Genomic DNA, 24788 nt, shown 5'->3' with positions numbered 1-24788 from the left:
AGCAGCAAAATTATTACACTGTTGTTACAGCCTCTTTTCTATTTTGTTACGTTTACGTTAAGATTTGTTTAGGAAAAAGTCTATCACACACCAATCATTCGCCTGGAATATTGATATTTATGAAAAAATATTTGATGTAAGAATCTATCTACCCAAAAATACATCCATGGGAAGTTTCTCTAAGATTTAAGATGTTTTTTAGAATGGTGGGTAATAAGGAGGAGTTGCAATACTAATCACTTTATTGTAAGAGCCTGTTTAGATTTTATTTAAACAGGCTCTTATATGTTTTATAAATAAAAAGGAGTACCTTTTGATCTGGTCTGAACAATAGTAGATACCGGACAAGTTACGAATAAAATGTGTTCTCTTTATTCGTTTTTTGGGAGAAGGTGCTTAGCTTTCCCTTTTCTAAAAATCATCGTATCATTTTTAATACCCTTGCGCAATATCTTTCTCTGCTCTTGAGGAAGTGTAACGATATTTTTGCAAGCATCGGAACAGCAATTATGCATCTTTTGGGCACATTTCGAGCATTGTATAAACAAAAGATGACAACCTTCGTTTGCACAATTAGTATGCGTATCGCAAGGCTCTCCACATTGATGGCAATGAGCTATAACATCATCGGTGATTCGTTCTCCGAGACGATTGTCGAAAACAAAGTTTTTGCCTATAAATCTCGATTTCAATCCTTCCGACTTTATTTGACGGGTATATTCGATAATACCGCCTTCTAACTGATAGACGTTTTTGAAGCCTTGGTGCTTGAAATATGCACTCGCCTTTTCGCAACGAATACCACCGGTGCAATACATCAGTAGTTTTTTAGACTCTTTGTAGTCCTTCAATTGCTCATTTATAATCGGAAGCGATTCTCTGAATGTAGTAACATCGGGAGTGATAGCCCCGTCAAAATGCCCTATTTCACTTTCGTAATGATTACGCATATCAATAACGATGGTATCGGGATCGTCCATCATATTGTTAAAGTCTTGTGCTTTCAGATGAATGCCTATGTTCGTAACGTCAAAGGTGTTGTCGTTAAGTCCATCGGCTACAATTTTGTCTCTTACCTTTATCTTCAATTTGAGGAAAGATTTATTGTCATGCTCTACTGCTATGTTCAACCTGATGTCTTTCATAAAGGTATAAGTGTCCAAAAAATCTTTAAAGGCACTCATATTATGAGCGGGTAATGATAATTGGGCATTGATCCCTTCTTTGGCTACATATATACGTCCCAGCACATCGAGCTCGCTCCATCTGACAAAGAGTTCGTCTCTGAACTGTTGGGGATTGTCGATGTGGGCATAAGCGTAGAATGATAAAGTAAGCCTATTAACACCGGCTTGGTCTATTAATTTTTCTCTTTCTTCGTTACTTAATGTATTATATAATTGCATTTTATATATTAATTAAAATAGTTGAACAGATTATAAGTTTCGATACGAGTACAAATATATAATATGATTTACTGATATAAGTGAAGATTTAATAGATATAATCAATGCGAGATAGGTGAATGTTTGCCTTAAGTGCAGATAGGTATCGTTGTTCGCTATAAAGTTTTGTTGTACCGTAAGCGAAATCCGTCTCTCGATCAGATAATCTACCGCTTCGGGTTACTTGTCAAAAGCAATTTCATTAAACATCATAACTTATTGTTTAAATGAGTTAATGGCTCAACAATAAATACCTCATTTATGGTATTTATGATTAAACGAAAGTCTTATATTTTTGCAATTGTTATATAAGTTAAACAAAAAATATGAAAATGATTATGGAAAAACTACTAGAGGTTTATTCACTGTCTCGGCGAATAAACCATTCATCAATCAAATACAAAAAGCTGAATTTACTCTTTCGCTTTTGTAACATCAACCACCTTCTATCTCCTAGCCTACTTAATACAGCCCCTTACTTTTCAGCACGAATGTGTTGTTGTAGATAATACTTTCCCCTTACATTCTTTATTTTGACTTATTATAGTTCATTAGTAAACAAAAGTTAACTGATTGAATTTTGCATCAAGAAGTTTTATAATATTATTGAGTTATACAAATAAGCAAGATGTGTTACAATCTTATATAAAAAAGAGAAGTTTTAATTATAAAAATAAACACTTCCTCCTCCGACGGCAATTGGTATTGGAAGTGTTCAATCTAAAATAGAATATGACAAATATATTTATTTTTTGGAAAAAAAAGTATCAACCCTCATGTGTTAAAAAGCATATTTATGTATTTTTAGTATTATTGATGCTATCTACGTTTGGGCTTTATTCCCAAACCATTATAAGAGGGAACGTAATAGACGATAAAACCAAAGAGCCTATTATCGGAGCTTCCGTCGCCTTAAAAGGAACGACAAATGGCACTCTTACTGATGCTCATGGTGGATTTTCGTTACAAGTAACAAAAGCACTACCCGCTACTTTATCTATAAGTCTGGTAGGATATAAATCACAAGATATTGATGTTTACGATGCAGAAGAACCTATCATCCTATCATTAAAAGAAGACTTTAACTTTCTTGACGAAGTTGTTGTAACAGGCTATACATCCCAACAACGAAGATCAGTCAGTGGAGCTATAACTTCCATTAATCTTTCAGATGGAATAAAAGAAACTGCGGCTTCCGGATTTGACCAGCTATTACAAGGAAAAGCTCCCGGCGTACAGATCTCATCAAATACCGGAGTTCCCGGAGGTGGTGTTATTTTTCGTGTAAGAGGTAGTAACTCTATTAATGCAGGAGTAGACCCATTATACATTATTGATGGTGTATTTATTAGCAACAGCAATCTCATTTCTACCGGTATGGGAGGACAAACCCAGTCAAATCCATTATCGGACATTAATCCATCAGACATCGAGAACATTACTGTACTTAAAGACGCTAATGCGACCGCAATATACGGATCATTAGGAGCAAATGGAGTAGTTATAATAACAACTAAGAGAGGTAAACAAGATACAAAAGCGAAAATATCGGTATCCCTGTCTCATGGATGGGCAAATGCTATTAAAAAATTCCGATCTATAACAGGCCCTGAAACGGCTATACTCGCTAACGAAGCAGCCTACAATACAGGTATCGATAGAGGATTGTCTCCATCTGACATAAAGTTACCTTTTGCTGATCCCTCCGGTATGCCCACATACGATCGCAATAGTGATTTATTTAGAACGGCTGCTTTATCAAATTATGAAATCTCAGCGCAGGGAGGTAATTCCAACAGTACCTACTATGTCGGCCTCGGATACACCAAGCAGGAATCTGTTGTTAAACCTTCCGATTTTGAACGCTATTCGGGACGACTCAACTATGACAATAATTTAACAAGCAAATTGAAAATAGGTACAAGCATTAACCTAAGTAAAGTATATCGTAATGTAAGTAGCAATGACAACAATCCAAAAGGAGTAATCAATTCTGCTATATTTGTTCGTTCATATTTACCTATTTACAATGAAGATGGCAGTTATGCAAGATATGGAAGTTTTGATAACCATCTGGCGCTGATAGAGCATCTTGATAATAATGCTACTACATGGCGAACTATCGGAAACTTGTTCTTGGAATATAACCTTCTCAAAGAACTTAAATTTCGTTCAAGCTGGAGCTTAGATAATACTGATCTGACTGAAAGCAATTATGCTGACACTTTTATCAGTGCCGGGATAGCAACTAATGGTTCTGCCACCTCATACAAAGCTAAAAACATTGTTTATACAGCAGAACAATTACTCACCTATAATAAAGTCTTTAAAGATAAACATGCACTTAATGTTTTACTTGGAAATACCGTCAATGCTGTACAAGAAGAGTACACCAGTGCATCGGGACAAGGTTTTGCAACCAATGATCTAAAAGATATTTCTGTAGCAGCAACTAAATCGGGTTCAGCATCCAAGTCTGAAAGTAGATTGCTATCATTCTTTGGAAAAGCTAGTTATACGTTTAATAATAAATATACAATAGATGGAAGCATAAGGGCTGATGCCTCATCTAAGTTCGGGAAAAACAAGCGTTGGGGCTACTTTCCGTCTGTTGGGCTTACATGGGATGCAAGTCAGGAGAGTTTTATAAAAAACATAAATTTCTTTGATGCGCTCAAATTTAGGGGCAGTTTTGGATATTCGGGAAATCAAAATGGAATAGGGTCATACGCTGCTTTGGGTTTATGGTCAGCAGGATCGAACTATTTAGAGACTGCCGGCACTGCCCCTTCTCAATTGGCAAATCCAGACTTGACATGGGAAACCACACGTCAGTTAGACCTCGGCTTTGATTTTGCAATCCTGAAAAATGCAATAAGCTTTAGTTTCGACTATTATAATAAATACACATACGATTTATTATTGAATGTTCCTGTTCCTTATCGTTCAGGGTTTACATCTTTTCTTCAAAACTATGGTGCTGTAAGAAACAGTGGGGTGGAATTAGGAATACAATCGACTAATATCAATAAAAAAGACTTCAAATGGACTACTGAATTTAATATATCATGGAACAAAAATAAAATAGAGAAATTAGCTTCTGATATTACCCTTGGAGCTTCGGGACGTAACGCATCCATATTACGCGAAGGCTATTCAGTAAACTCTTTTTATTTGTACAAACAGCTATATGTAGACCCTGAAACAGGGAATGCTGTTTATGAAGATGTTAACAAGGATGGTTTTATCACTTCAGCGGACAGACAAATTGTAGGTAATGCCTTACCTAACTATACCGGAGGCTTTACAAATGATATTACCTATAAAGATTTTTCTCTGAATCTATTCTTTTATTTTCAGCAAGGGAATAAAATTCTTAGTATGCACGATTTCTTCTTAGTACATGGCGGTACTCAAAACAATATAGGCTTTATTCCGAGACAGCTAGAAAGATGGCAAAAAGCGGGAGATATAACTGATATTCCCCGTCTGACCACATATAGTGGCGACCCTACTATTAACGGAGGTTCGGCAAACAACTATGGAGGGAATGTTGCAAATATGAGTAGCCGATATTTGAGTGACGGATCGTTTATCAGGCTCAAGAATCTGGCTCTAAGCTACAATCTGCCTAAATCTATTATAAGAAATTTGCAACTAAGCAGACTCAGAGCGACAGTCTCGGTTACCAATCTGTTTACCATTACAAAGTATAAAGGACTCGACCCGGAAGTAAATGCACAAAGCAGTAGCCAGAATACTTATGGATACGATTGGGCAACAGTGCCACAACCACGGACTATTCAGCTCACATTGAATGCTACATTCTAAAAAAAGAATTCATATTTAAGTTCCACAAAAACAAAAACAATGAAAAAGTTATATAAAAACTTAATTATCATAGCAGCTCTCTCAACACCCTTATTGTTCACAGCTTGTGAGGATTTTTTAGATTTGTCCCCCACAAATTCTATACCTTCTACGGTTGCAATAACGAATAAAGGAACAGCAAATGCTGCTATTATCGGAGCGTATAATTCAGTTCAGAATTATTATTCTAATTATTACATAACATTAGGAACAATAACGGCAGACAATGTTTCCTACAATGGAACATTGAGCCAATACTTACAACTCGATCAGAATTCGGTTTCTCCTGATAATGCGGGTACTGTTTATGTTTATCAAACTATTTATGCGGGCATCAACTCTGCAAATTCTATAATCGCAGCCATCGGGAATGTAAATGATCCGTTATTTACTGAAGCTGAAAAGAATAAGATTCTAGGCGAAGCGTACTTTATAAGAGCCCTTGGTTATTTCGACCTCGCTCGTGGATGGGGCGGAGTACAACTTCAATTAAACCCAACAACAGATTTGGGAGCATTATCAGGGATAAAAAGAAGTACTCTCGCTCAGACTTACGATCAGGTACTTGCCGATCTGACAAAAGCCGAAGAATTACTTCCTGAAGACGATTCGACAACACGCAACAGAGCTCAAAAAAATGCGGCTAGAGCTTTAAGAGCAAGACTCCATCTTTATAGAGAACAATGGGCAGAGGCGGAAACATATGCTACATCGGTAATCAACAGTACCAAATATTCTCTGGTGAAACCTTTTAAAACCTTTTTTACTTCACCATTTCTGTCTCCTGAATCTGTATTTGAATTAACTTTTACATCAAACGATAAAAATAGTTACTGGAATCTTTGGTATCCAAGCACTGTAGGAGGGCAATATACCTTAAAGCCGTCGGATGCATTAGTTGCCAAACTGAACGATTCGGATGTAGGGGGAACAAGAAAAGAAATTATAAAAGGTAGCGGTAACTCAGTATACGGAGTATTGTATAATACCGTATCAACAAGTACCGACCCGGCTTATGTTATTCGCATTGCTGAGCTATACTTAATACGGGCTGAGGCCAGGATAAAAAAAGCAACTCCGGATATATCAGGTGCTTTATCAGACTTAAATAAGGTTCGTAATAGAGCGGATGTTCCCGACTTTAATAGTACGGATAAAAATGTAATAATTCAAGCTATTGAAGATGAGAATAGTATTGAGTTTGCCTTTGAACCTCATCGTTGGTTTGATCTGGTTAGAACAAAAAGGACAGGATCAGTCCTCGGTCTGACAAATACCGACTATTGGTTGTTTCCATTCCCCGCTTCCGATATATTATCGGATCCTGATGTTGAACAAAATCCGGGCTATTGATAAATATTTTGCCTTTGGCTGATATTACAGGTTTGTAATATCAGCCAAAGTTATTATATCAACAAGTAAATATTATAACGATGAAAGAGTATAATGTTACAAATAGTGTATTAGACATGGTGGGCAACACGCCCATGATAGAAATTACAAAAATAAATACAGGCAAATGTAGATTGTTTGTCAAGCTCGAAAACCAAAATCCGGGGGGCTCGATAAAAGATCGTATAGGATTATCGATGATAACCATTGCCGAACAAGAAGGAAAGTTGAAACCCGGAGATACAATAATAGAAGCAACAGCGGGCAATACGGGTTTGGGTCTAGCCCTCATTGCTAAGATGAAGAACTATAAATTGAAACTGGTGATTCCCGACAAAATGAGTCAGGAAAAAATCAATCACCTCAGAGCCTTAGGCGTCGAAGTAATAATCACACGTTCTGATGTAATAAAAGGACATCCCGAATACTATCAGGATTTAGCACAGCAAATAGCAAAAGACACAGGAGCTTATTACATTAACCAGTTCGAAAACCCGGCTAACCCCCTAGCCCACGAAACTACCACAGGTCCGGAGATATGGAAACAAATGAATAAAGATGTTGATGCTGTCGTTGTCGGAGTTGGATCTTCAGGTACATTAACGGGACTAACTCACTTTTTTAAGAAAGTTTCTGATAAAACAGAATTTGTATTAGCCGATCCCAATGGATCAATATTAGCCGATTATGTAAATAAAGGAATTATACGATCCAACTCAGGATCGTGGTTGGTAGAAGGTATAGGTGAAGACTTCATCCCATCAATAGCCGATTTCTCACTTACTAAAAAGGCTTATTCCGTATCAGACAAAGAGAGTTTTGATGCAGTATACGAACTTCTTAATAAAGAAGGTATTCTTGCCGGATCATCTTCAGGAACACTTCTTTCGGCTGCCATTAAATATTGTAAGGAACAAACAGAACCGAAACGCGTAGTGACTCTCGTTTGCGACAGTGGAAACAAGTATTTATCGAAGATGTACAATAATTACTGGCTGCAAGACAATGGACTAGAACATAAAAAAGTACACAACGATCTTAGAGATTTTGCACAACGTAATATAGAAGATAAAGCCATAATATATGCGCAACCTTCTGACACATTACTGACTGTATATAAAAAAATGAAGCTTTACGATATCTCTCAATTACCTATACTCAAAAATAATAAAGCAGTAGGGATTATAGATGACTCAGACTTATTAAAGGCATATATAGAGGGATATACAAACAAGACACCGGTATCTCAGATAATGGCTAAAAATCTAGTCACTATACCATATACTGCCAGTTACGAACAACTCCTTGATATACTCAACGAGGGTTATGTAGCTATATTAGAAGGTAATTCAGGACTCTTTGTGGGATTAGTCACGAAAATAGACATTCTTACTAAAATCAATAATAATCGCACTGTACAAGCATAACTAAAAGACGAATTTCATGAGAAATGTATCCATTTTAGATACAGGTAATGCTGAATTTCTAAAATCTCGCTTTAGTATTGTTCCTGAGCTGGATGCCGATCTTAGAGTTAATTTAATGAAAATAAAATAATTAAAACGATATGAGAAATAAATATAGTCAATATGGATTTGACACAAAAGCAATTCATGCAGGAGAAACACCTGATTTCAGAGATGGAGCAACCGGAGATGTTGTAGTCCCAATACATCTGTCTACAACTTTTGCTAGGGAAAAAGTTGAGGAACCCACTGCCGGATACGAATATACGCGGTCGTTGAATCCAACCAGGAAAGCTTTGGAAGAAAAACTAGCTGCTCTTGAAAATGCAAAATACGCATTTGCCTTCAGTTCCGGATTAGCTGCTGAAACAAGTGTGATATTAGCCTTATTAAAAGCAGGAGATCATATCATTGCCTCTGACGATCTGTATGGCGGAACGAAGCGGCTATTCAACAAAATATTCAATGAGTATAAGATCGAGGTATCCTATATTGATACTATAGACATCCTGAATTTAGAAAAAAGCGTACGTCCTAATACCCGTTTAGTGTGGCTGGAATCACCAACGAATCCTTTACTTAAATTATCGGATATAGCCGCAGTATCAACCATCACGAAAAAGGAAGGATTAATTTTGGTAGTAGACAATACTTTTCTCTCTCCATATTTTCAAAGACCACTTAGCCTAGGAGCTGATATTGTACTACATAGTTCTACGAAATATATTGGAGGTCACAGTGATGTTTTGGGCGGATCTGTTATGCTGTCTGATGATAATTTATATCAAAAGATACAGTACTATCAAAATGCAGTAGGCGCAGTTTTATCCCCATTCGATTCTTACCTCACCTTAAGAGGAATTAAAACATTAGGACTAAGAATGCAAAAGCACGAAGAAAATGCTTTATTAATTGGAGCTTTTTTAGAAGAACACCCGAATGTTAGGAAGGTTATTTATCCGGGTCTTAAGAGCCACCCTCAATACGATTTGGCAAGAAAACAAACAACAGGTTCTGGTGGAATTATCTCATTTGAACTAAAAGGAAATATAGATAATTCGAAACACTTTCTAGAATCTCTTCATCTATTTGCTCTGGCCGAAAGTCTTGGAGGTGTAGAATCTCTTATCGAACTGCCGGCATTAATGACTCATGCTTCTGTTTCGAAAGAAGAACGTGAAGCTATAGGTATAACAGATACCCTGATACGCTTGTCTGTAGGTATAGAAAATATAGAAGATCTTATTACTGATCTTAAAAAGGCATTGGATACTTATCTCTAAATTCATATTGCGTAGGATAGTGCCATTTGTTTCTATCCTACGCAATTGATATAGATCGTTGTATGCAAAATACCATAATTGTGGTATTTTATAAAGCCATTCATATTTTTATTTTTGTATCAGATAGTTTTATAAATATATCTTATAGAATATTGAAAAAATGAAAATCATTCGAAACAGCATTGCTAAGTTGAAAAAGCCAAACCAACAAGCATCACAACACAAAAAAAGTGATGATTATGTTGCAGGAATTATCTCTGTTCCTGCTCGTTCTTTACTATTACCTTCCTTCCTCTTTTTCTCAATGCGAATGCATTGCTGTTGATTCCAACTCTCCCTCTCAATATTTTACTATTTATTTTCATTTGATATTGTGCCTCTAGCAATATTGGCTCATTTTATATATAAAATTTCAAAATTATGAAAGCTATAAAGCAGGTTCTTGCAACTATAATATTATCCATTTTAGCATTATCGCTTAATGCCCAAAATACAATATCCGTCAAAAACCAAAAACTGGTTTCGCCATTAGTGAGTAAGTGGGTATCTGAATATAAGAATGTTAATCCAGGTCTAAAAATAGAAGAAGCTCATAAAAATAATTCAAATCCAGATATAGAATTAATAATAACTGATCAACCCGATAGTTTACTATATGGCAAAGATGTTTTTTATGTAGTGAAATATGCATTACTGCCAATTGTCTCCAAAAATTATATATATACAGAGAATCTCGAAAAAGAAAAGTATAACAAGAAAAAATTAAGAGAAATATTTTTCGAAAAAGACCTTTTGGATGAAGACGATAGTAAACCATCAAAACTGGCAGAACGATTTACAGTATATTCAGGCAATAGAAAAGAATCTGTAGCCAGTGTTTTTGCCGCACATTTTGGTTATCCGGCAAATACCTTAAGAGGGACAAAAATAGCAGGAGATGATATATTTCTACTAAACGCGATAAATAAAGATAATACAGGCGTAACATTCAATAGCCTATCTTATTTATATGATCTGTCTACCCGTCAACTAAAATCAGATATAAAGCTATTGCCATTAGATATAAAAAAGGAATATCGAGAAGTATTGGAATCGTCAACAATAGACGATGTGTTAACCCTAGTTGAGAATGAAGATTTAGACTTGATTCCAATACAAAAAATAGGTTTTGTAATTAACAGCTCCGCTGCAACCAAACCCGAAGTTAAAGATTTTATAAAATGGGTTTTAACTGAAGGACAGCAATATAATCACGACTATGGATTTCTTCGTCTAAGCCGGGATATTCAATTAGCCCAAATCCGGCAAATAGAATCTAAGTATCTTACGCTCAATAAATAGTAAAAAAACAGCTAAAACATCTCAGACAAATAACTCACCTCTTTCTCCGACGGCAAATTGGTATTGGAGGTTTTTAATCAAAATAGAATATGAAAAAACTTGCTATTATTATCCTGCTATTTATAGCAGGGCTATATTCCTTTGCTCAAAACGACTATTATTTCGGGAGGGATAATCTGTTCGATCCTAAAATACCTACCCCCGAACAGTTTTTTGGATTTCCCATTGGTTCGTCATTAGCCAGATATGACAAAGTTGTTGAATATTACAAGTTACTGGATAATTTATCCGATAGGGCGCAACTCGAAGTTATCGGGAAAACTTACGAAAACAGAGAGCAGGTTGTACTCATTGTCACAAGTCCTGACAACCAAAAGAATCTGGAATCTATACGTCAAAATCACTTAAAACTTATAGATCTTAAGAGTTCCTCTTCAAATAATGATCAGAAAGTCATAGTGCACTTAGGCTATAATGTTCATGGAGGAGAAATAGCCGGAACAGAAGCTGCAATACTTGCCGCATATTACTTTGTAGCTTCTACAAACAATGAAACAATCAAAAATCTGGAACAAGCAGTTGTTTTGATAGACCCAGCATTAAATCCTGATGGAAGAGACAGAGCTGCCTCATATTTTAATACATTCAAATCCTTTCCTCCTGTATCCGATCCGAATGATATAGAGCATGCCGGAGGATTTACCCCACATAGAGGAAATCACTTTTGGACAGATCTTAATCGTGACTGGTTTCCACTGGTACACGTTGAAAGTAAAGCAAGAGTTGATTTTTATCACAAATGGTATCCTAATATATATGCCGACTATCACGAAATGGGAAGCAACAGTGCCTATTACTTCGAGCCGTCGCCACCACGCAGCACATGGAACCCAACAATCCCCGAAGAAACATACAATGTGTTAAATCCTATATTAGCGAAATACTATTCGGAATCTTTGGATAAAATAGGGTCTCTTTACTATACAAAAGAAGATTTTGACAATATTTCACCAATTTATGGATCTACTTATCCCGATTTTCAAGGAGGTGTAGGGACTACCCTCGAAGTAGGAAGCTCAGCCGGAATAGAGATAGAAACCGAAGTGGGGGTAAGAAAATTCTCCCGAAACATCAAAGACAATGTTGTTACCAGCATAGCAGCAATAAAAGCCGCAGTAGCAGAAAAAGACGTATTATTCAAACATCAGAAAGATTTCTTCTCCAGTGCACTTTCTTTAGCGAATAAAAGAGCTGACAAGTATATTGTATTCGGAGACAAAAATGATAACAATCTGACAAAATTATTTCTCGATCATTTACTTAGCCACAAAATAGATGTGTATGAACTCCCTGACAAGTTTTCTCAAAATGGAAAAGATTTTGAACCGGGGAATGCTTATGTTGTGCCATTTTCTCAACCTCAATATCGTATTTTAAATGCTGTATTCGAAGAAAACACAACATTTGTAGATAGTATCTTTATGGACATTACAGCATGGAGCACTGTACATGGATATGGAATACCATTTGTGAAAGTAAAAGGAGCAGTAAGACAAGGACAAAAAGTAACAGATATCCCTCAGATAAAGAAAGGAGGAGTCAGTCAAAAATCTGACTATGCCTACATATTTAATTATACTGACTATCTAGCATCTAAGTCTCTGTACTATCTACTAGACAAAGGTGTTGTTGTAAAAGCCGCATACAAAGACTTTTCTGCTTCTGTAGCAGGGACAGAATATAAGTTTAACAAAGGAGCAATAGTCATACCTGTTGAATATCAAAACATATCTTCCGACCAATTGTATAATATAGTAAAAGAGGCGGCCGAGCTGACAGATATAAAAATATTAGGAGTAACAACTGGTTTCAGCACCACTGGTATAGACTTAGGTAGCAATAATATAAGAAGAGTAGAAAAACCTGTTGTAGCGACATTGGTCGGAAGTGGAATAAATTGGACAGATGTGGGTGAAACCTGGTTTTTGTTAGGCAACAGATTAAATATACCTTTAACCAAAATCAATGTAGCTTCAGCTGATTGGGCAGACCTCAATCGTTATACATCAATAATCTTATCAGATGGTAATTACAACTCGTTGTCTCCTAACTTTATCGGAAAGCTCCAACAATGGGTCGCTAACGGAGGAACACTTATCACATCAGAAGGTGCTTCTAAATGGGCTATTGATAATAAAATAGTAACAGGTTTCGTTCCTGATAGCATTCCGCGAAGCAAAAACGAATATAAACGATTAGACTATATTTCACAACGAGAAAACGAAGGTCCTCAGAGAATTGGCGGTGCTATATTCGATGCAGATTTGGATATAACCAATCCTCTTGCCTTCGGAATAGTATCGAGAGAGACATACGCAATCAAAACCAGTAATTACAAATTACCAAGACCTAAAAGTAATTACGCTACAGTTCTACAATTGACAGATAAACCTCAAATAAGCGGATTTTTGACAAAGAAAAATCAACAGGAACTAAAAAATGCACCGTTAGTAGTCTTCGAAAACAAAGGTAAAGGAACTGTTGTTCTGTTTGCGGAATCGCCTACTTTTAGAGGGTATTGGTTAAGTAGCGGACGAATATTGACTAACGCTATCTTTTTTGGGAGCAATCTTTCTTCTCCGGGACGATACAGACCTTAAGTTTTTTAAATTATAGTTAGATTAGTTGCTTTTGTAAAGATAAAAAGTTGAGGCTATTAATTTATTATTGGAGACAACGATTATTAATGGCCTCTCCAATTATTTACTAATTAATATAACAGAAAATCAATATGAAAATTATAAACGGATTTATTATTGTATCTGCGCTTACAATGCTACTCACTTCTTGCGGAGGTAAAAAGAACAACGACCCTAACTATATTAAAGTAGGTGTAGCCTCGGGACCTGAATATGTTATAGCTGAAGCGGCAAAAAAAGTAGCAAAAGAGAAATACGGACTTGATGTAGAACTAGTTCAATTTAATGATTACATAATGCCAAACACAGCATTAGATCAGGGTGATATTGATGCTAATGTTTTTCAGACGAAGCCGTTCTTAGACGAACAGATAACACGTCGCGGATATAAATTTGCTATTGTTGGAAATACATTTATATATCCTATGGCAGCATATTCAAGGAAAATTAAGAGCTTGGATGAATTAAAAGACGGAAGTACAGTAGTCATCCCCAATGATGCAGCTAACAATAGCAGAGCTTTGTTGCTATTACAAAAAGTAGGGTTGCTAAAACTTAAAGAAGGAGTAACAGCTCCAAGGCTAGTTGATATAGTAGAGAATCCTAAAAATCTGGAGATACTGGAACTCGAAGCCCCTCAATTACCTAGAGTCTTAGATGATGCAAAAGTAGCTTTGTCTATTATCAACAATAACTTTGCAGGGCAAGCAGGACTGCTCCTTAAAGATGGAGTGTTTGCCGAAGATAAAGACTCTCCTTATGTCAATCTTATTGTTACAAGAGAAGAAAATAAGGATGAGGAGAAAGTAAAAAAATTCGTTCAGGCATATCAGTCAGACGAAGTAGATAAAGTAGCTACCGAAGTATTTAAAGGTGGTGCCGTAAAAGGTTGGTAACCAAACGGGAGGAAAACGAACAGGAGTGAATCTAAAGAAAGAACTCATTCTCAAATTGTAATCATATGGTATCAAACTCATTAGCCTTGTATCAGTAGACCGATGGGCTAAATATAACGAAATGCCTGAATACTATTTTCCTCAGAATGTATTTCCAAACATTAAAGGTTTTCGCGGAGTATTTTTCCCCCGAGACGGATATGGAGGCATACCTATTTTGGATCTAATCAGACGAAGATAATAAAGAAAAATCCAGTGAAAGTTCACTGGATTTTCTTATCTATATTAATCTGGACTATAATCTATAACGAGGGTATCACTCTCCTTATACTTCCATCTTTTTCAAATTCAAGTCGATCCATACACACTTCACGTGAAGTCCCCGGGTAAACTTTCTTAATACCATCAGGACGAGATATACGGTGGTAAACAATATACCACTCATCTTTGCCGGGAATCTGTAAAACAGAGTTATGCCCTGTTCCAAAAATTGCTTTGGAATCATCTTTCATTATCACTATATTATCCGAAGGAATAGTCAATTGACCTAACGGTGATTTCGCTGTAGCATAGCGTACTTTATAGTTGGCACTACCAGTATCATCCTCTGACCACAAAAAATAATACAAACCCTTGCGATAGAATACATAAACAGCCTCTCTAAAAGTATTATCAGGAGTCATTACCTTAATAGTTTTCTTTTTTAGAGAGATCATATCAGCATTTAGCTCTGCTCCGGCCATATAGCCATTACCCCAATAGATATAGTTCTTTCGGGTCTTTGGGTCACAAAATACATCCGGATCAATCTCTTGTCCTCCATCTACACCTTTAGGCTTGAAATCAATAAGCGGACTTCCCGAATCTAAAAACGGACCTGAAGGATCATCGGCTACTGCAACTCCAATTTTCTTAGAACCTCCATCTTTACCTCCACTAAAGTAATAATAATACTTATAGTCATTCCCAACTTTCTTTTCTATAATACAAGGAGCCCATGCATTTCCATTTGCCCACGAAACATTGTTTTTCAAGTTTAGAATAACACCCTCATCTTTCCAATCTTTCAGGTTATCAGAAGAAAAAGTTTTAAAGTAATAGCCACCCCATCCGTCAAATCCATCGCTGGTAGGATAAATATAATATTTCTGAGTCTTATTGGAATAAAGAACATCGGGATCGGCATAATAACCTGCTAATACTGGATTATTTGGTATCAGAGGATAGCTCTCGGGTTTTCCCCATTTATCAATAAGTGACTCTAATTCTTTTTTTGTAATAGGAATAACAGAACCATGACGAGGATGAAAATCCATTGATATTTCATGATCTATAACTTTAAAACTCTCCAAATCGGTACTCTCACAAAACTGATATTTCCCTTTCATATATACATCGTACATCAAAATATACGTATCGGTATTTATCATTCTGAACACACTAGATCCTTCAACAGCATCAGATGTTTGCTGCTTATACCCTTCATGTTCTGTCCATCTTCCAGACGTAAGAGAAGTCGTTGTTGCCAGCTTGATACCATTTCCATGTCCTTCTGTTTTATAAAACATATAGAAGACACCACCTTTCAAAACAATATCCGCATCTATACACGATTTACCATTGGATGGAAAAAACAATTGCTTTGGCTCACCTACCAAGTCAGAGAAATCATTATTTGCGTATGCATAATATATAACATCCTCTCCTTCTCCATGCTTCATAGACCAGTATACCATATATTTACCGACCTCCGGATCATAAACTGTTTGTGGAGCCCATACTCTTTTCAGATCATCCTGACCAGAGTATTTTTTCTGAATATTAATTATACTTGATGTCCAATTTATTAAATCATCAGATTTCATCAAGATCATCGCCCTATTTGAATCCCATCCCTCAGACGAAGTCATATCGGTAACTACCATATAGAAGCATTTACCATCTTCTGATCTCAACAAATGAGGATCACGGACACCTCCGGTCGAACTTATAATCTTGGAATCAACAACAGGCTTATTGTTATTCAAAGAAAAATAGTTATAACCGTCTGCACTGATTGCATAATGGATAGCTTCTTCCTCTACCTGATTCCCGGTAAAATAGGTAAACAGATAAGCTACGTAGTCTTTTTCTTGAATACCCGTCCGATATTCCTGAGAAAAAATCACATGGGGTATAACAGACAAAAAAGTAACAAATAATATAAATCTCACAATTTTCATAATAAATTAGTTATCAGCACATCTATCAGAAAAAAGTAACAAAAGTGACAGTTTTCACAGAGTTTATTCATGTCACTTTTGTTTCTTATTTCATGTTTATAATTCTATAAATAGATAAATTTCCCGGATTTTATTTATTCCATAAAAGCACACTATATTTCTTATTTTAAATCATATACAACCGTCAATACAGAAGCCGGATTAACAAATATAGAGTTCCCTACATTCTGAACAACCGCCTCTGCCAAATCTTGAGTCTGACTTGTTGTATATGTTTTTATTGAATTCACCTCCGCACTACCAATATCAGCCCTCACATCATAGCGGGTTGAAGATAAATTGGTGTAAACAGCAACAAGTTTTTTACCATCGGGTGATAGATATGCGCTACCAAAGAGATTTTTGGATGTGTTTTCCATTTTAAGTTCCACTCGTTTATAGTCAGGACGGATAAACAAACTATAATTACCTAAAACCCACAAAGTCTTAGTCGCTTCGTGTGTACCGCTTTGTGTAATATCTCCGTAATCACCTCCTGCAGGAGTTACTTTTATCAGCAAGAATCTGTTCTTATGACTCCAACGCTCCAGATCAAGACTTGTCCAGTAAGACCATGATGAGACATTGGCATACACCAGATCGCAATGTATTACTTTCGACATATATAAGGCAATATCCATATACGAGGCATTGTCGAAGCCAACAAATTCATTCCCATAGCCATCGCCGAGCATACTCCATTCGGTTTGATAAACCTTCAATCCTGCTGCTGATGCCTTCGATGCCACTTGTGACCTTACATCTACCATTGTTTGCCAGCTTCCGTCTGTCCAATAGCTATGACCGGCAATAACTGGAGCCACATGAGTCAGATCTCCTACATAGTTAGACGAAGCATTATCAAACAAGTTATAGATAACATTTTTCCTTCCGGCATCGCCATCCGTTTCATATAAATAATTCCATGCACCGGATTCACCTAACAATATCTTAGTATTTAATCCTTTTGCCTCTATTGCCTTATCTATTTCTACGGTAAGCCTTTTTATTTCACTATTCTGCCAACCTGAACCTTCCTGTCCGCTTTCCCAATTGTACTGAGGTTCATTAACCGGGCTGATATAGGTAAAGTTTATTGCTTTATTCGATTTGAAGTAATCTAAAACAGTTGCTATATATTTAGCAAAATCATCGTAACTGTCATCCTTCAGATTTGAATAAGCTCCCATATCCGAATATCCCTTACCATTACGGGTTAGATATACAGGAGGAGTGTTACTAAACATGACGAACTGTTCACAACCATATTGCTTTGCCTTTTCCAGGAAGTACTGTTGTCCGGCTTGCTTTGTCCAGTCTAATGTACCATCAACAGGGCTCATAAATGATTCGGCACGTCTGGCTGGATCTTCTATTCCGCTGGCAGCACCTTGCTGAGCTGTACCACCACCTAGATTAAAACGCCATCCCGATAAACCTATACCTTCGGGTTGTCCATCAGCAACCTTGGCTGAAAATAAAAGCTTAGCAATCGCTTCTTTCTCTTCGTTAGCCCAATAGGTACCAATATAGTTAGGTGCCCAGCAATCGGATGCCGAAAAACTTTCTATTGTCTGATATGTCTGACTGAGATTGATAACCACGTTCTCTGAACCTTCCGGAGTTTCATTGCCGGAACCTTTATCAGGGGCTATTGTCGGGTCAGGTCCATCATTACAGGAAAAAGCAGCCAAAAGCAGCCAAGCGGATAATATATATCGTATTTTCTTCATAAATATAATGTTTAATTAATATAGATAGTGTACCCACCTCTGAGTACACTATCCGAGCCTAAATACCTCTTATCCCAATTAAAAATTAGGATTTTGAGCGATGCTTCCACCCGAAAGAAGAACTTCAGTGTTAGGTATAGGGAATAACAAGTCTCTGTTTTCCTGAAATGTTATACCTTTATTACTATTCTCTTTCTGGTTTGTTATTTCATATTCATCTGTCGATTCAATCATATTATACCTGACAAATGTCCCATTTTCACCCATAATATTGCATATCGCTTTCTTTCCGTTGTCATCTGTCCATCTGCGAATATCATATAAACGTTGAAATTCAAGTGCTAACTCAAGCCTTCTCTCCAACCTGATCGCATCACGCAGTGTTTTCCCGGATGCCGTTACTTCCGGCAGGCTCACCCTGTCTCTCACTCTCTTCAAAGCTTTACGAGCCTCGCTGTCATTCCCTTCTTCATTCGCAGCCTCTGCATACATAAGCAGTACATCCGCATAACGAAGTAAGCGATGATTCAAATTATTATGATCCGAATCATAAGGACTGGGACGCAAATCATGTGGTACATAAAATTTCCTGTTGATGCGAGCTGATTTGTGTTTATTTGGAGATATAACATAATCCTTACCCTCATCAGTATCGTCTCCGGGAACGTCGTCTCCATTTTTCACGATTGTCCAGCGAAGACGCTCTGTGTCACCTGCATCAATAAAAGCCTTCTCCAGATTGCTGGTAGGTAATCCCCAAGACCATCCCGAATCGTCACGAGAACCGGTAAATACAGGCAATCGCCCTCCAAGGCTATAGCTTATATCAGAACTATATTGTACTTCGAATAAAGATTCTATACTATTGTTATTCGCAATAGACCATACATCTTTAAAATTGGTACACAAGTCGTACTCCTGAGTATTAATCAAGTCTCCCAGTATTTTCAATGCCTCTTTGTATTTTCCCTGATACAGATAAGCTTTTCCTAAATATCCCATTGCTGCACCTTGTGTCGCACGTCCCAAATCAGCCGAAGAATACTCACTTTTAAGAGGTAAATCGGTAATTGCATCTTTCAGGTCTTGTTCTATTACAGCGTATGTACCCTCTACTGTTTCTCTTTGTATACCCTGAATTTCACTTGGTAACTTCATTCCGGTAATAACAGGAACTCCGCCGTAATTCTTAACCAGCTCAAAATAATTAAATGCGCGTAAAAACTTAGCCTCTGCTATAATTCTCTTCCGTAAATCCTCATTTGAAATAGGCGCTGTAGCTACTTTTTCAATAACAATATTACATCTCAATATTGACTTATAGCGATATTGCCAATAATTGCTTAAAGGCCCATCTTGCTTCGGGTTTCCATAATGAGCCATTCTTAGCCAGTCACTCTGAGACTGAGTTGTATTACCCATCCATAAGTCATCTGTAGCCATATCAAAGCCTACATTTGGTGCTGCTATCTGCCACCAACCATCCCAGAATATACCTTGGTAACATCCTGCCAGCTGCTTTAAACACTCCTCTTCACTTTGAAAATATGTATCGAGATTTTCCTGACCTAAAACAGGTTCATCCAAGAAGGAGGAGCAACTACTCGACAACAGCGCAAATGCTCCAAATATGAATATTTTGAATATATTTTTCATTTTATTTCTGATTAAAAGTTAATGTTAACACCTAGCAGGAATGTACGAGGATTAGGGTAACCCAAATTATCGATTCCGGCTTCCAACACACTGTAAGTACCATTCACGTTTGCTCCCATTGACGCTCTTTCCGGATCCATACCCGAGTAGCTAGTAATTGTGAATAGATTCTGAGCCGAAGCAGAAATACGAACTCCGATACCTTTTGTCATCTTCCTCGGTAATGTATATCCCAACTGTAATAGTTTGCAACGGAAATATGAACCATCCTCAACAAAGAAAGAAGAAACACGGCGATAGTTTAAGTTCTTGTCATTAACAGAAAGACGTGGATAAAAATTGCTTGTTCCTTCGCCTCTCCAAGCTTTGTCGTATGCATCTGCAAAAACGTTTTGTCCATCGGTTCCTGCATACAGACCTCCCATTGCGCTATTGTATATATCATTCCCGATTGTTCCATAGAAGTTAGACACTAAATCGAAATCTTTATAACCCAAACGGATATTTAATCCGATCATAACATCCGGAAAAGCTTTACCAATATAGGTTTTATCGCTTTCGTCCAATACTCCGTCATTATTTAAATCTTTGAAACGAATGTCTCCCGGTTGTGCATTGGGCTGAAGAAGTGTTCCATTATTACTTGTATGACTATTTATTTCTGTCTGATTCTGGAATATTCCATCAGCAATATAGCCATAGAAACGGCTGATTTCGCCACCCTCTTCATTTCGGATAATATAGTCATTAAAAAAGCCTCCTCTAAGTACAGGTGTATTATCTACCAGGGTCTTAGCCTTATTCTTCACTCCTGAAAGATTGATTCCGGCTTCATAGGTAAAATCACTTATCTTATCTCTCCAGTTAATGGATAACTCCCAACCTTTAGCTTCCATACTACCTATGTTTGTCCACATCTCACCATTCCACATCGGATAACCCAAGATTAGAAGATTTTGTCTTTTCATAAGCATATCCTTTGACTTCTTAGAAAAGAGATCTGCAGTGATTTCAAGACGGCTATCTAAAAAGCTGGCATCAATCCCCAGATTATAATCCTCTACTGTTTCCCATTTCAGTTTATTATTTCCTACTGAACTGATTGCAGTTCCTACATAACGATCTCCGTTAGCTCCGAAAACATAATCTCCTGCTCCTATCAAATTCAGGTAAGCATTGGGATCAATACTTTGATTTCCGACACGTCCCCATCCGGCTCTCAACTTAAGATTAGAAACAACGCTCTGGTTCTTCATAAATGCTTCTTCTGAAATTCTCCAAGCAACTGACACCGCCGGAAATGTAGCATATTTACTTCCTGATGGGAATTTAGATGAACCATCTACACGAACAGATCCTGTCACATAATAGCGGTTATCATAATTATACATTACACGTCCAAGATAAGATAGCAGTGAACTGTAAATATTAGTTCCTTCTGCTTTCGGATTTATTGTTCCGGCATTCACATATTGCAGTTCTGAGATGTTGCTCGGGATACCTTCACGAGAACCTACCAGATTATATTCAGCGAATCGTTCCATTGTATAACCAGCCATGAAATTGAAGTTATGCTTCTCTTCAATAGTTTTCATATAATTAAGGGTATTTGTCCAGTTCCAGTCTACCCAGTTATATGATTTACGTTCAGCTTTAGACTCTGCATTCTGTTCGAGATTGTCGATAAAGAATTTTGGCGTAAATTCATCTGTCATTCTAAAACGCGCATTTACACTGAACTGAGTACGAAAAGTCAATCCTTTTATTGGCTCTACACTCACATATGGATTCATCATTAAACCGTACTCATTGCTATGCTTGTTCTGACGGGCAAGAGTAGCTACCGGATTCCATTCCTGATTGTTATAGGAACGCGCATAGTTATTTAACGAATTTGAAGTCCAATCTTCTTTAGCTCTATATACAGGTGTAGTGGGATCCATTTTCATTGCTGCTCCGAACAAATTTGGAGTATCATCCCAACTTTCGTAACGAGGGGCAAAATCAATCCCGGCTTTTACTTTTTCTGAAAATTTATATTCAGTATTGAAACGTCCTGTTATACGCTCCCAGTAACCAACATCATATTGTGAGTTCTGACGAAAATAACCAAGGCTACCACTATATGTAAATTTGTCTATACCTCCCTGAAAACTGATATTATAGTTTTGTGTATATGCAAAATCATTTATTGTCTGATCCCACCAATCTGTATTTCCCGAACCTTCAGGCGTATTCCACACAGGAACGCTACCATCATTGGTATATCTTTCTTTAAATACTTTTTCGTAAGTTGTAGCATTTGCCATTTTAGGCTTATTCAATGTCTGAAAGCCAAAAGATGCATTTGCCTGAAATCTGGTTTTACCTGCACTACCCTTTTTAGTAGTCACCATAATGACACCATTTGAACCTCTTGTACCGTAGATTGCTGATGCTGATGCATCTTTCAACACTTCTATACTTTCTATATCATCCTGATTGAGAAAATTAATGTTAGTACCAATCGGTACACCATCTACAACATAGAGCGGACTAGAACCATTTATAGTAGTAACCCCACGTATAATAACCTGAGGTGAACTACCCGGACCACCTTCTCCCGTAATCTGTACTCCATTAGCCTTACCTTGGAGCGAGTATAGCGCATTTCCTGATGTTATACTTTTCAGATCATCGCCTTTTACTGTAGTAATGGAACTTGTAAGGTCACTTTTCTTTACTACACCATAGCCAATGACTACAACATCATCCAGTATCTTTGTATCATCTGCCATAGATATATTCCTTACTCCTCCCTGACCGACTTTTATCTCTTGCGAGACAAAACCTATCATTGAGAAAACGACAGTACCGCCTTGCGAAACATTCGGCAAACTATAATTACCATCTAAATCGGTCAGAACACCATTCGACGAACCTTTCTCTACAACTGTAACTCCGATAAGCGGTTCATTATCAACTGCTGATGTAACCTTTCCTGTTACAGCCACCTTATTTTGAGCAAAAAGATAGAGAGGCAAGGTTAACAATAGGAATATTAGATATTTTTTCATGTTAGATATATGTTATATTATTACTCAAATTTATTCTACTCACGAACTAGTTTTCCTCTACCTAAGTGAGCATCAAAGTATAATTTGTAGCTACCAGTCTGCTTGACAAGCGGTTTTGCCCAATTATCAAGAGTTGTATTAGGCTTGGTCCAAGCCGGATTTTTATAATTACCGTAGTAACCAAATATTTCCGGCTCCTGAGAGTCATCTACACGCCAAGTACAATAATTCCACCAACCATCAGAATGCCAATTATGAATAACGAAATTCATATTTTCACCCGCTTCTAAGGTTAGAGCTTTATCTAAATAAAAAAGGTGAGGATTGGTCGCATCTTGTACAAACCGTGTTACTTCTTTTGGATTAGAAGTCATATAACCGAAATAGAACTCCTGAAGCCAGCTACCTCCATCTCCCCAAGTATCCAGACTCACAGAACCAAATTTATGAGGAATAGGGTCAATTGCCTCAGCGATAGAATAAGTCTTAATATCATAAACCGCAGTTTTCACATTAAATGTAATTTCGTAATATACATTGGCTTGATTCAACACAATTGGTTTTGCAACATCTGGGTCATCTGTCAATTTTGTATTATCTACGGGATCAATACCGAAACAGATTGGAGTGAAGTCACTTTTTTGAGGAAGGAAGAATATCTCTGTGCCTGCCTTCCGACAATAGTAATTAGCTTTATATTGATAAGCTCCGGTACGTTCTATACGCATAGGCACGCCAAACACATCACTGTTCAGCTCGTTTACCGTTGCAACATCCGCCAGATACATTTTAGGGAAATCTGGCATTTCAGAAACAGTTATCACACTAGTCTTGGATGTTTCTAAACCAGATTTGTCTATCGCACGCAATATCAAATTATATGTTGCAACAGTTGAAGGCAATGTTACAGGATCATTAAATACCAGAGTCTTACTTGAGTTTGTAAATTCTGTTATTTCTTTTGAATAATTGAGTTCAGGGATATTAATTACAACAAGACCTAATGCTTTATCGTCTTCTACAGTAAACTTAACATTCAGTCTGGTTTGGCTTTTAAGAAGAACAGTAATGGCTTCATCAGGAGAGACAGTGAATACAGGATTGGTAAAATCACCATCCATTGTTACCAATACAGTTTCATTTACTGTACGACCACCTAAGTCTGTAACTGTTACTTCCACCGAAAAGCTATCTCCTTCAAGACCTTTTATCGTTTTGTATTTATAGTCTAAATCGAAAGAATAAACAATACTATCTAAGGTAAGATCTATTGTTTTATCCAAATTGAAACTTGTGTTTTTCAGATTGATTGACCGAAGACCATCTTTATCTTCTACCTTAGCTTTAATTACAAATTCGCGCCCGGGTTCAGTCTTGATATTAGATGTACTAAGGACAATAGTAGGAGGTAATCCGTCTACATCCGAATACTTATAATCATCACTACATGCGGTGAAGAAAAATAAAAGAACCATCAAAAAGCTTAAATACTTTCTTGTTTTCATGAAATTAGATTTTAGTTTATCATATATATATAACTCAGAAACACATAATTAAAATATACTTTACGGCAGATATGCTTCGAGTTAAATAACCAGAACAAATATATGTATTGCTTAACAACAGGCAGGGATATAAAACAATCATTAATAGGATTCAAATCAGTCAATAGCTAGTTTGAGGGTCTATA

Annotated in this window: 13 protein-coding genes; 7 read left to right on the top strand and 6 right to left on the bottom strand. The window is 36.9% G+C overall.

Annotation, left to right across the window (positions count from 1 at the left end):
* Positions 1-371: 371 nt before the first annotated feature.
* Entirely contained in the window at positions 372-1406 is a 1035-nt protein-coding gene (trhO, locus tag QOX35_RS02290) for an oxygen-dependent tRNA uridine(34) hydroxylase TrhO (protein ID WP_283685621.1), read from the bottom strand.
* Between the two features lie 855 nt (positions 1407-2261).
* Between trhO and QOX35_RS02285 the strand changes: the two genes are divergently transcribed.
* From QOX35_RS02285 to metQ, 7 genes are all read left to right on the top strand, one after another.
* Entirely contained in the window at positions 2262-5276 is a 3015-nt protein-coding gene (locus QOX35_RS02285) for a SusC/RagA family TonB-linked outer membrane protein (RefSeq protein WP_283685620.1), read from the top strand.
* A 39-nt stretch (positions 5277-5315) separates the two neighbouring features.
* The gene (locus tag QOX35_RS02280; protein ID WP_283685619.1) at positions 5316-6668 is read left to right on the top strand and encodes a RagB/SusD family nutrient uptake outer membrane protein; all 1353 of its coding nucleotides are present in this window, start codon (positions 5316-5318) and stop codon (positions 6666-6668) included.
* An 80-nt stretch (positions 6669-6748) separates the two neighbouring features.
* The gene (locus QOX35_RS02275; protein ID WP_283685618.1) at positions 6749-8134 is read left to right on the top strand and encodes a pyridoxal-phosphate dependent enzyme; all 1386 of its coding nucleotides are present in this window, start codon (positions 6749-6751) and stop codon (positions 8132-8134) included.
* A 140-nt stretch (positions 8135-8274) separates the two neighbouring features.
* The gene (locus QOX35_RS02270) at positions 8275-9456 is read left to right on the top strand and encodes a cystathionine gamma-synthase (protein ID WP_283685617.1); all 1182 of its coding nucleotides are present in this window, start codon (positions 8275-8277) and stop codon (positions 9454-9456) included.
* Positions 9457-9876: 420 nt separating this feature from the next.
* The gene (locus QOX35_RS02265; protein WP_283685616.1) at positions 9877-10797 is read left to right on the top strand and encodes a hypothetical protein; all 921 of its coding nucleotides are present in this window, start codon (positions 9877-9879) and stop codon (positions 10795-10797) included.
* An 89-nt stretch (positions 10798-10886) separates the two neighbouring features.
* Complete coding sequence (locus QOX35_RS02260) at positions 10887-13457, top strand: M14 family zinc carboxypeptidase (protein WP_283685615.1); 2571 nt, start codon at positions 10887-10889, stop codon at positions 13455-13457.
* A 131-nt stretch (positions 13458-13588) separates the two neighbouring features.
* Positions 13589-14392: a methionine ABC transporter substrate-binding lipoprotein MetQ gene (gene metQ / locus QOX35_RS02255; protein WP_283685614.1), complete on the top strand. Its 804-nt coding sequence runs from the start codon at positions 13589-13591 to the stop codon at positions 14390-14392.
* Between the two features lie 302 nt (positions 14393-14694).
* Here metQ and QOX35_RS02250 read toward each other — a convergent pair whose 3' ends face one another.
* From QOX35_RS02250 to QOX35_RS02230, 5 genes are all read right to left on the bottom strand, one after another.
* Entirely contained in the window at positions 14695-16614 is a 1920-nt protein-coding gene (locus QOX35_RS02250) for a glycoside hydrolase family 43 protein (protein ID WP_283685613.1), read from the bottom strand.
* Positions 16615-16775: 161 nt separating this feature from the next.
* Positions 16776-18386, bottom strand: a complete 1611-nt coding sequence (locus QOX35_RS02245) for a glycoside hydrolase (protein WP_283685612.1) — start codon at positions 18384-18386, stop codon at positions 16776-16778.
* 78 nt (positions 18387-18464) lie between these two features.
* Positions 18465-20042 (bottom strand): RagB/SusD family nutrient uptake outer membrane protein, encoded by a 1578-nt coding sequence (locus QOX35_RS02240; protein WP_283685611.1) that lies wholly within the window; start codon positions 20040-20042, stop codon positions 18465-18467.
* Positions 20043-20053: 11 nt separating this feature from the next.
* On the bottom strand, positions 20054-23098 hold the full coding sequence (locus QOX35_RS02235) for a SusC/RagA family TonB-linked outer membrane protein (protein WP_283685610.1): 3045 nt from the start codon (positions 23096-23098) through the stop codon (positions 20054-20056).
* Positions 23099-23133: 35 nt separating this feature from the next.
* Positions 23134-24603, bottom strand: coding sequence for a hypothetical protein (locus QOX35_RS02230; RefSeq protein ID WP_283685609.1), 1470 nt, complete (start codon positions 24601-24603; stop codon positions 23134-23136).
* Positions 24604-24788 lie beyond the last annotated feature (185 nt).

Source organism: Dysgonomonas sp. Marseille-Q5470 (assembly GCF_951230145.1).
In the GTDB taxonomy this organism is placed as follows: domain Bacteria; phylum Bacteroidota; class Bacteroidia; order Bacteroidales; family Dysgonomonadaceae; genus Dysgonomonas.
This window is presented reverse-complemented; position numbering and strand designations above follow the sequence as displayed.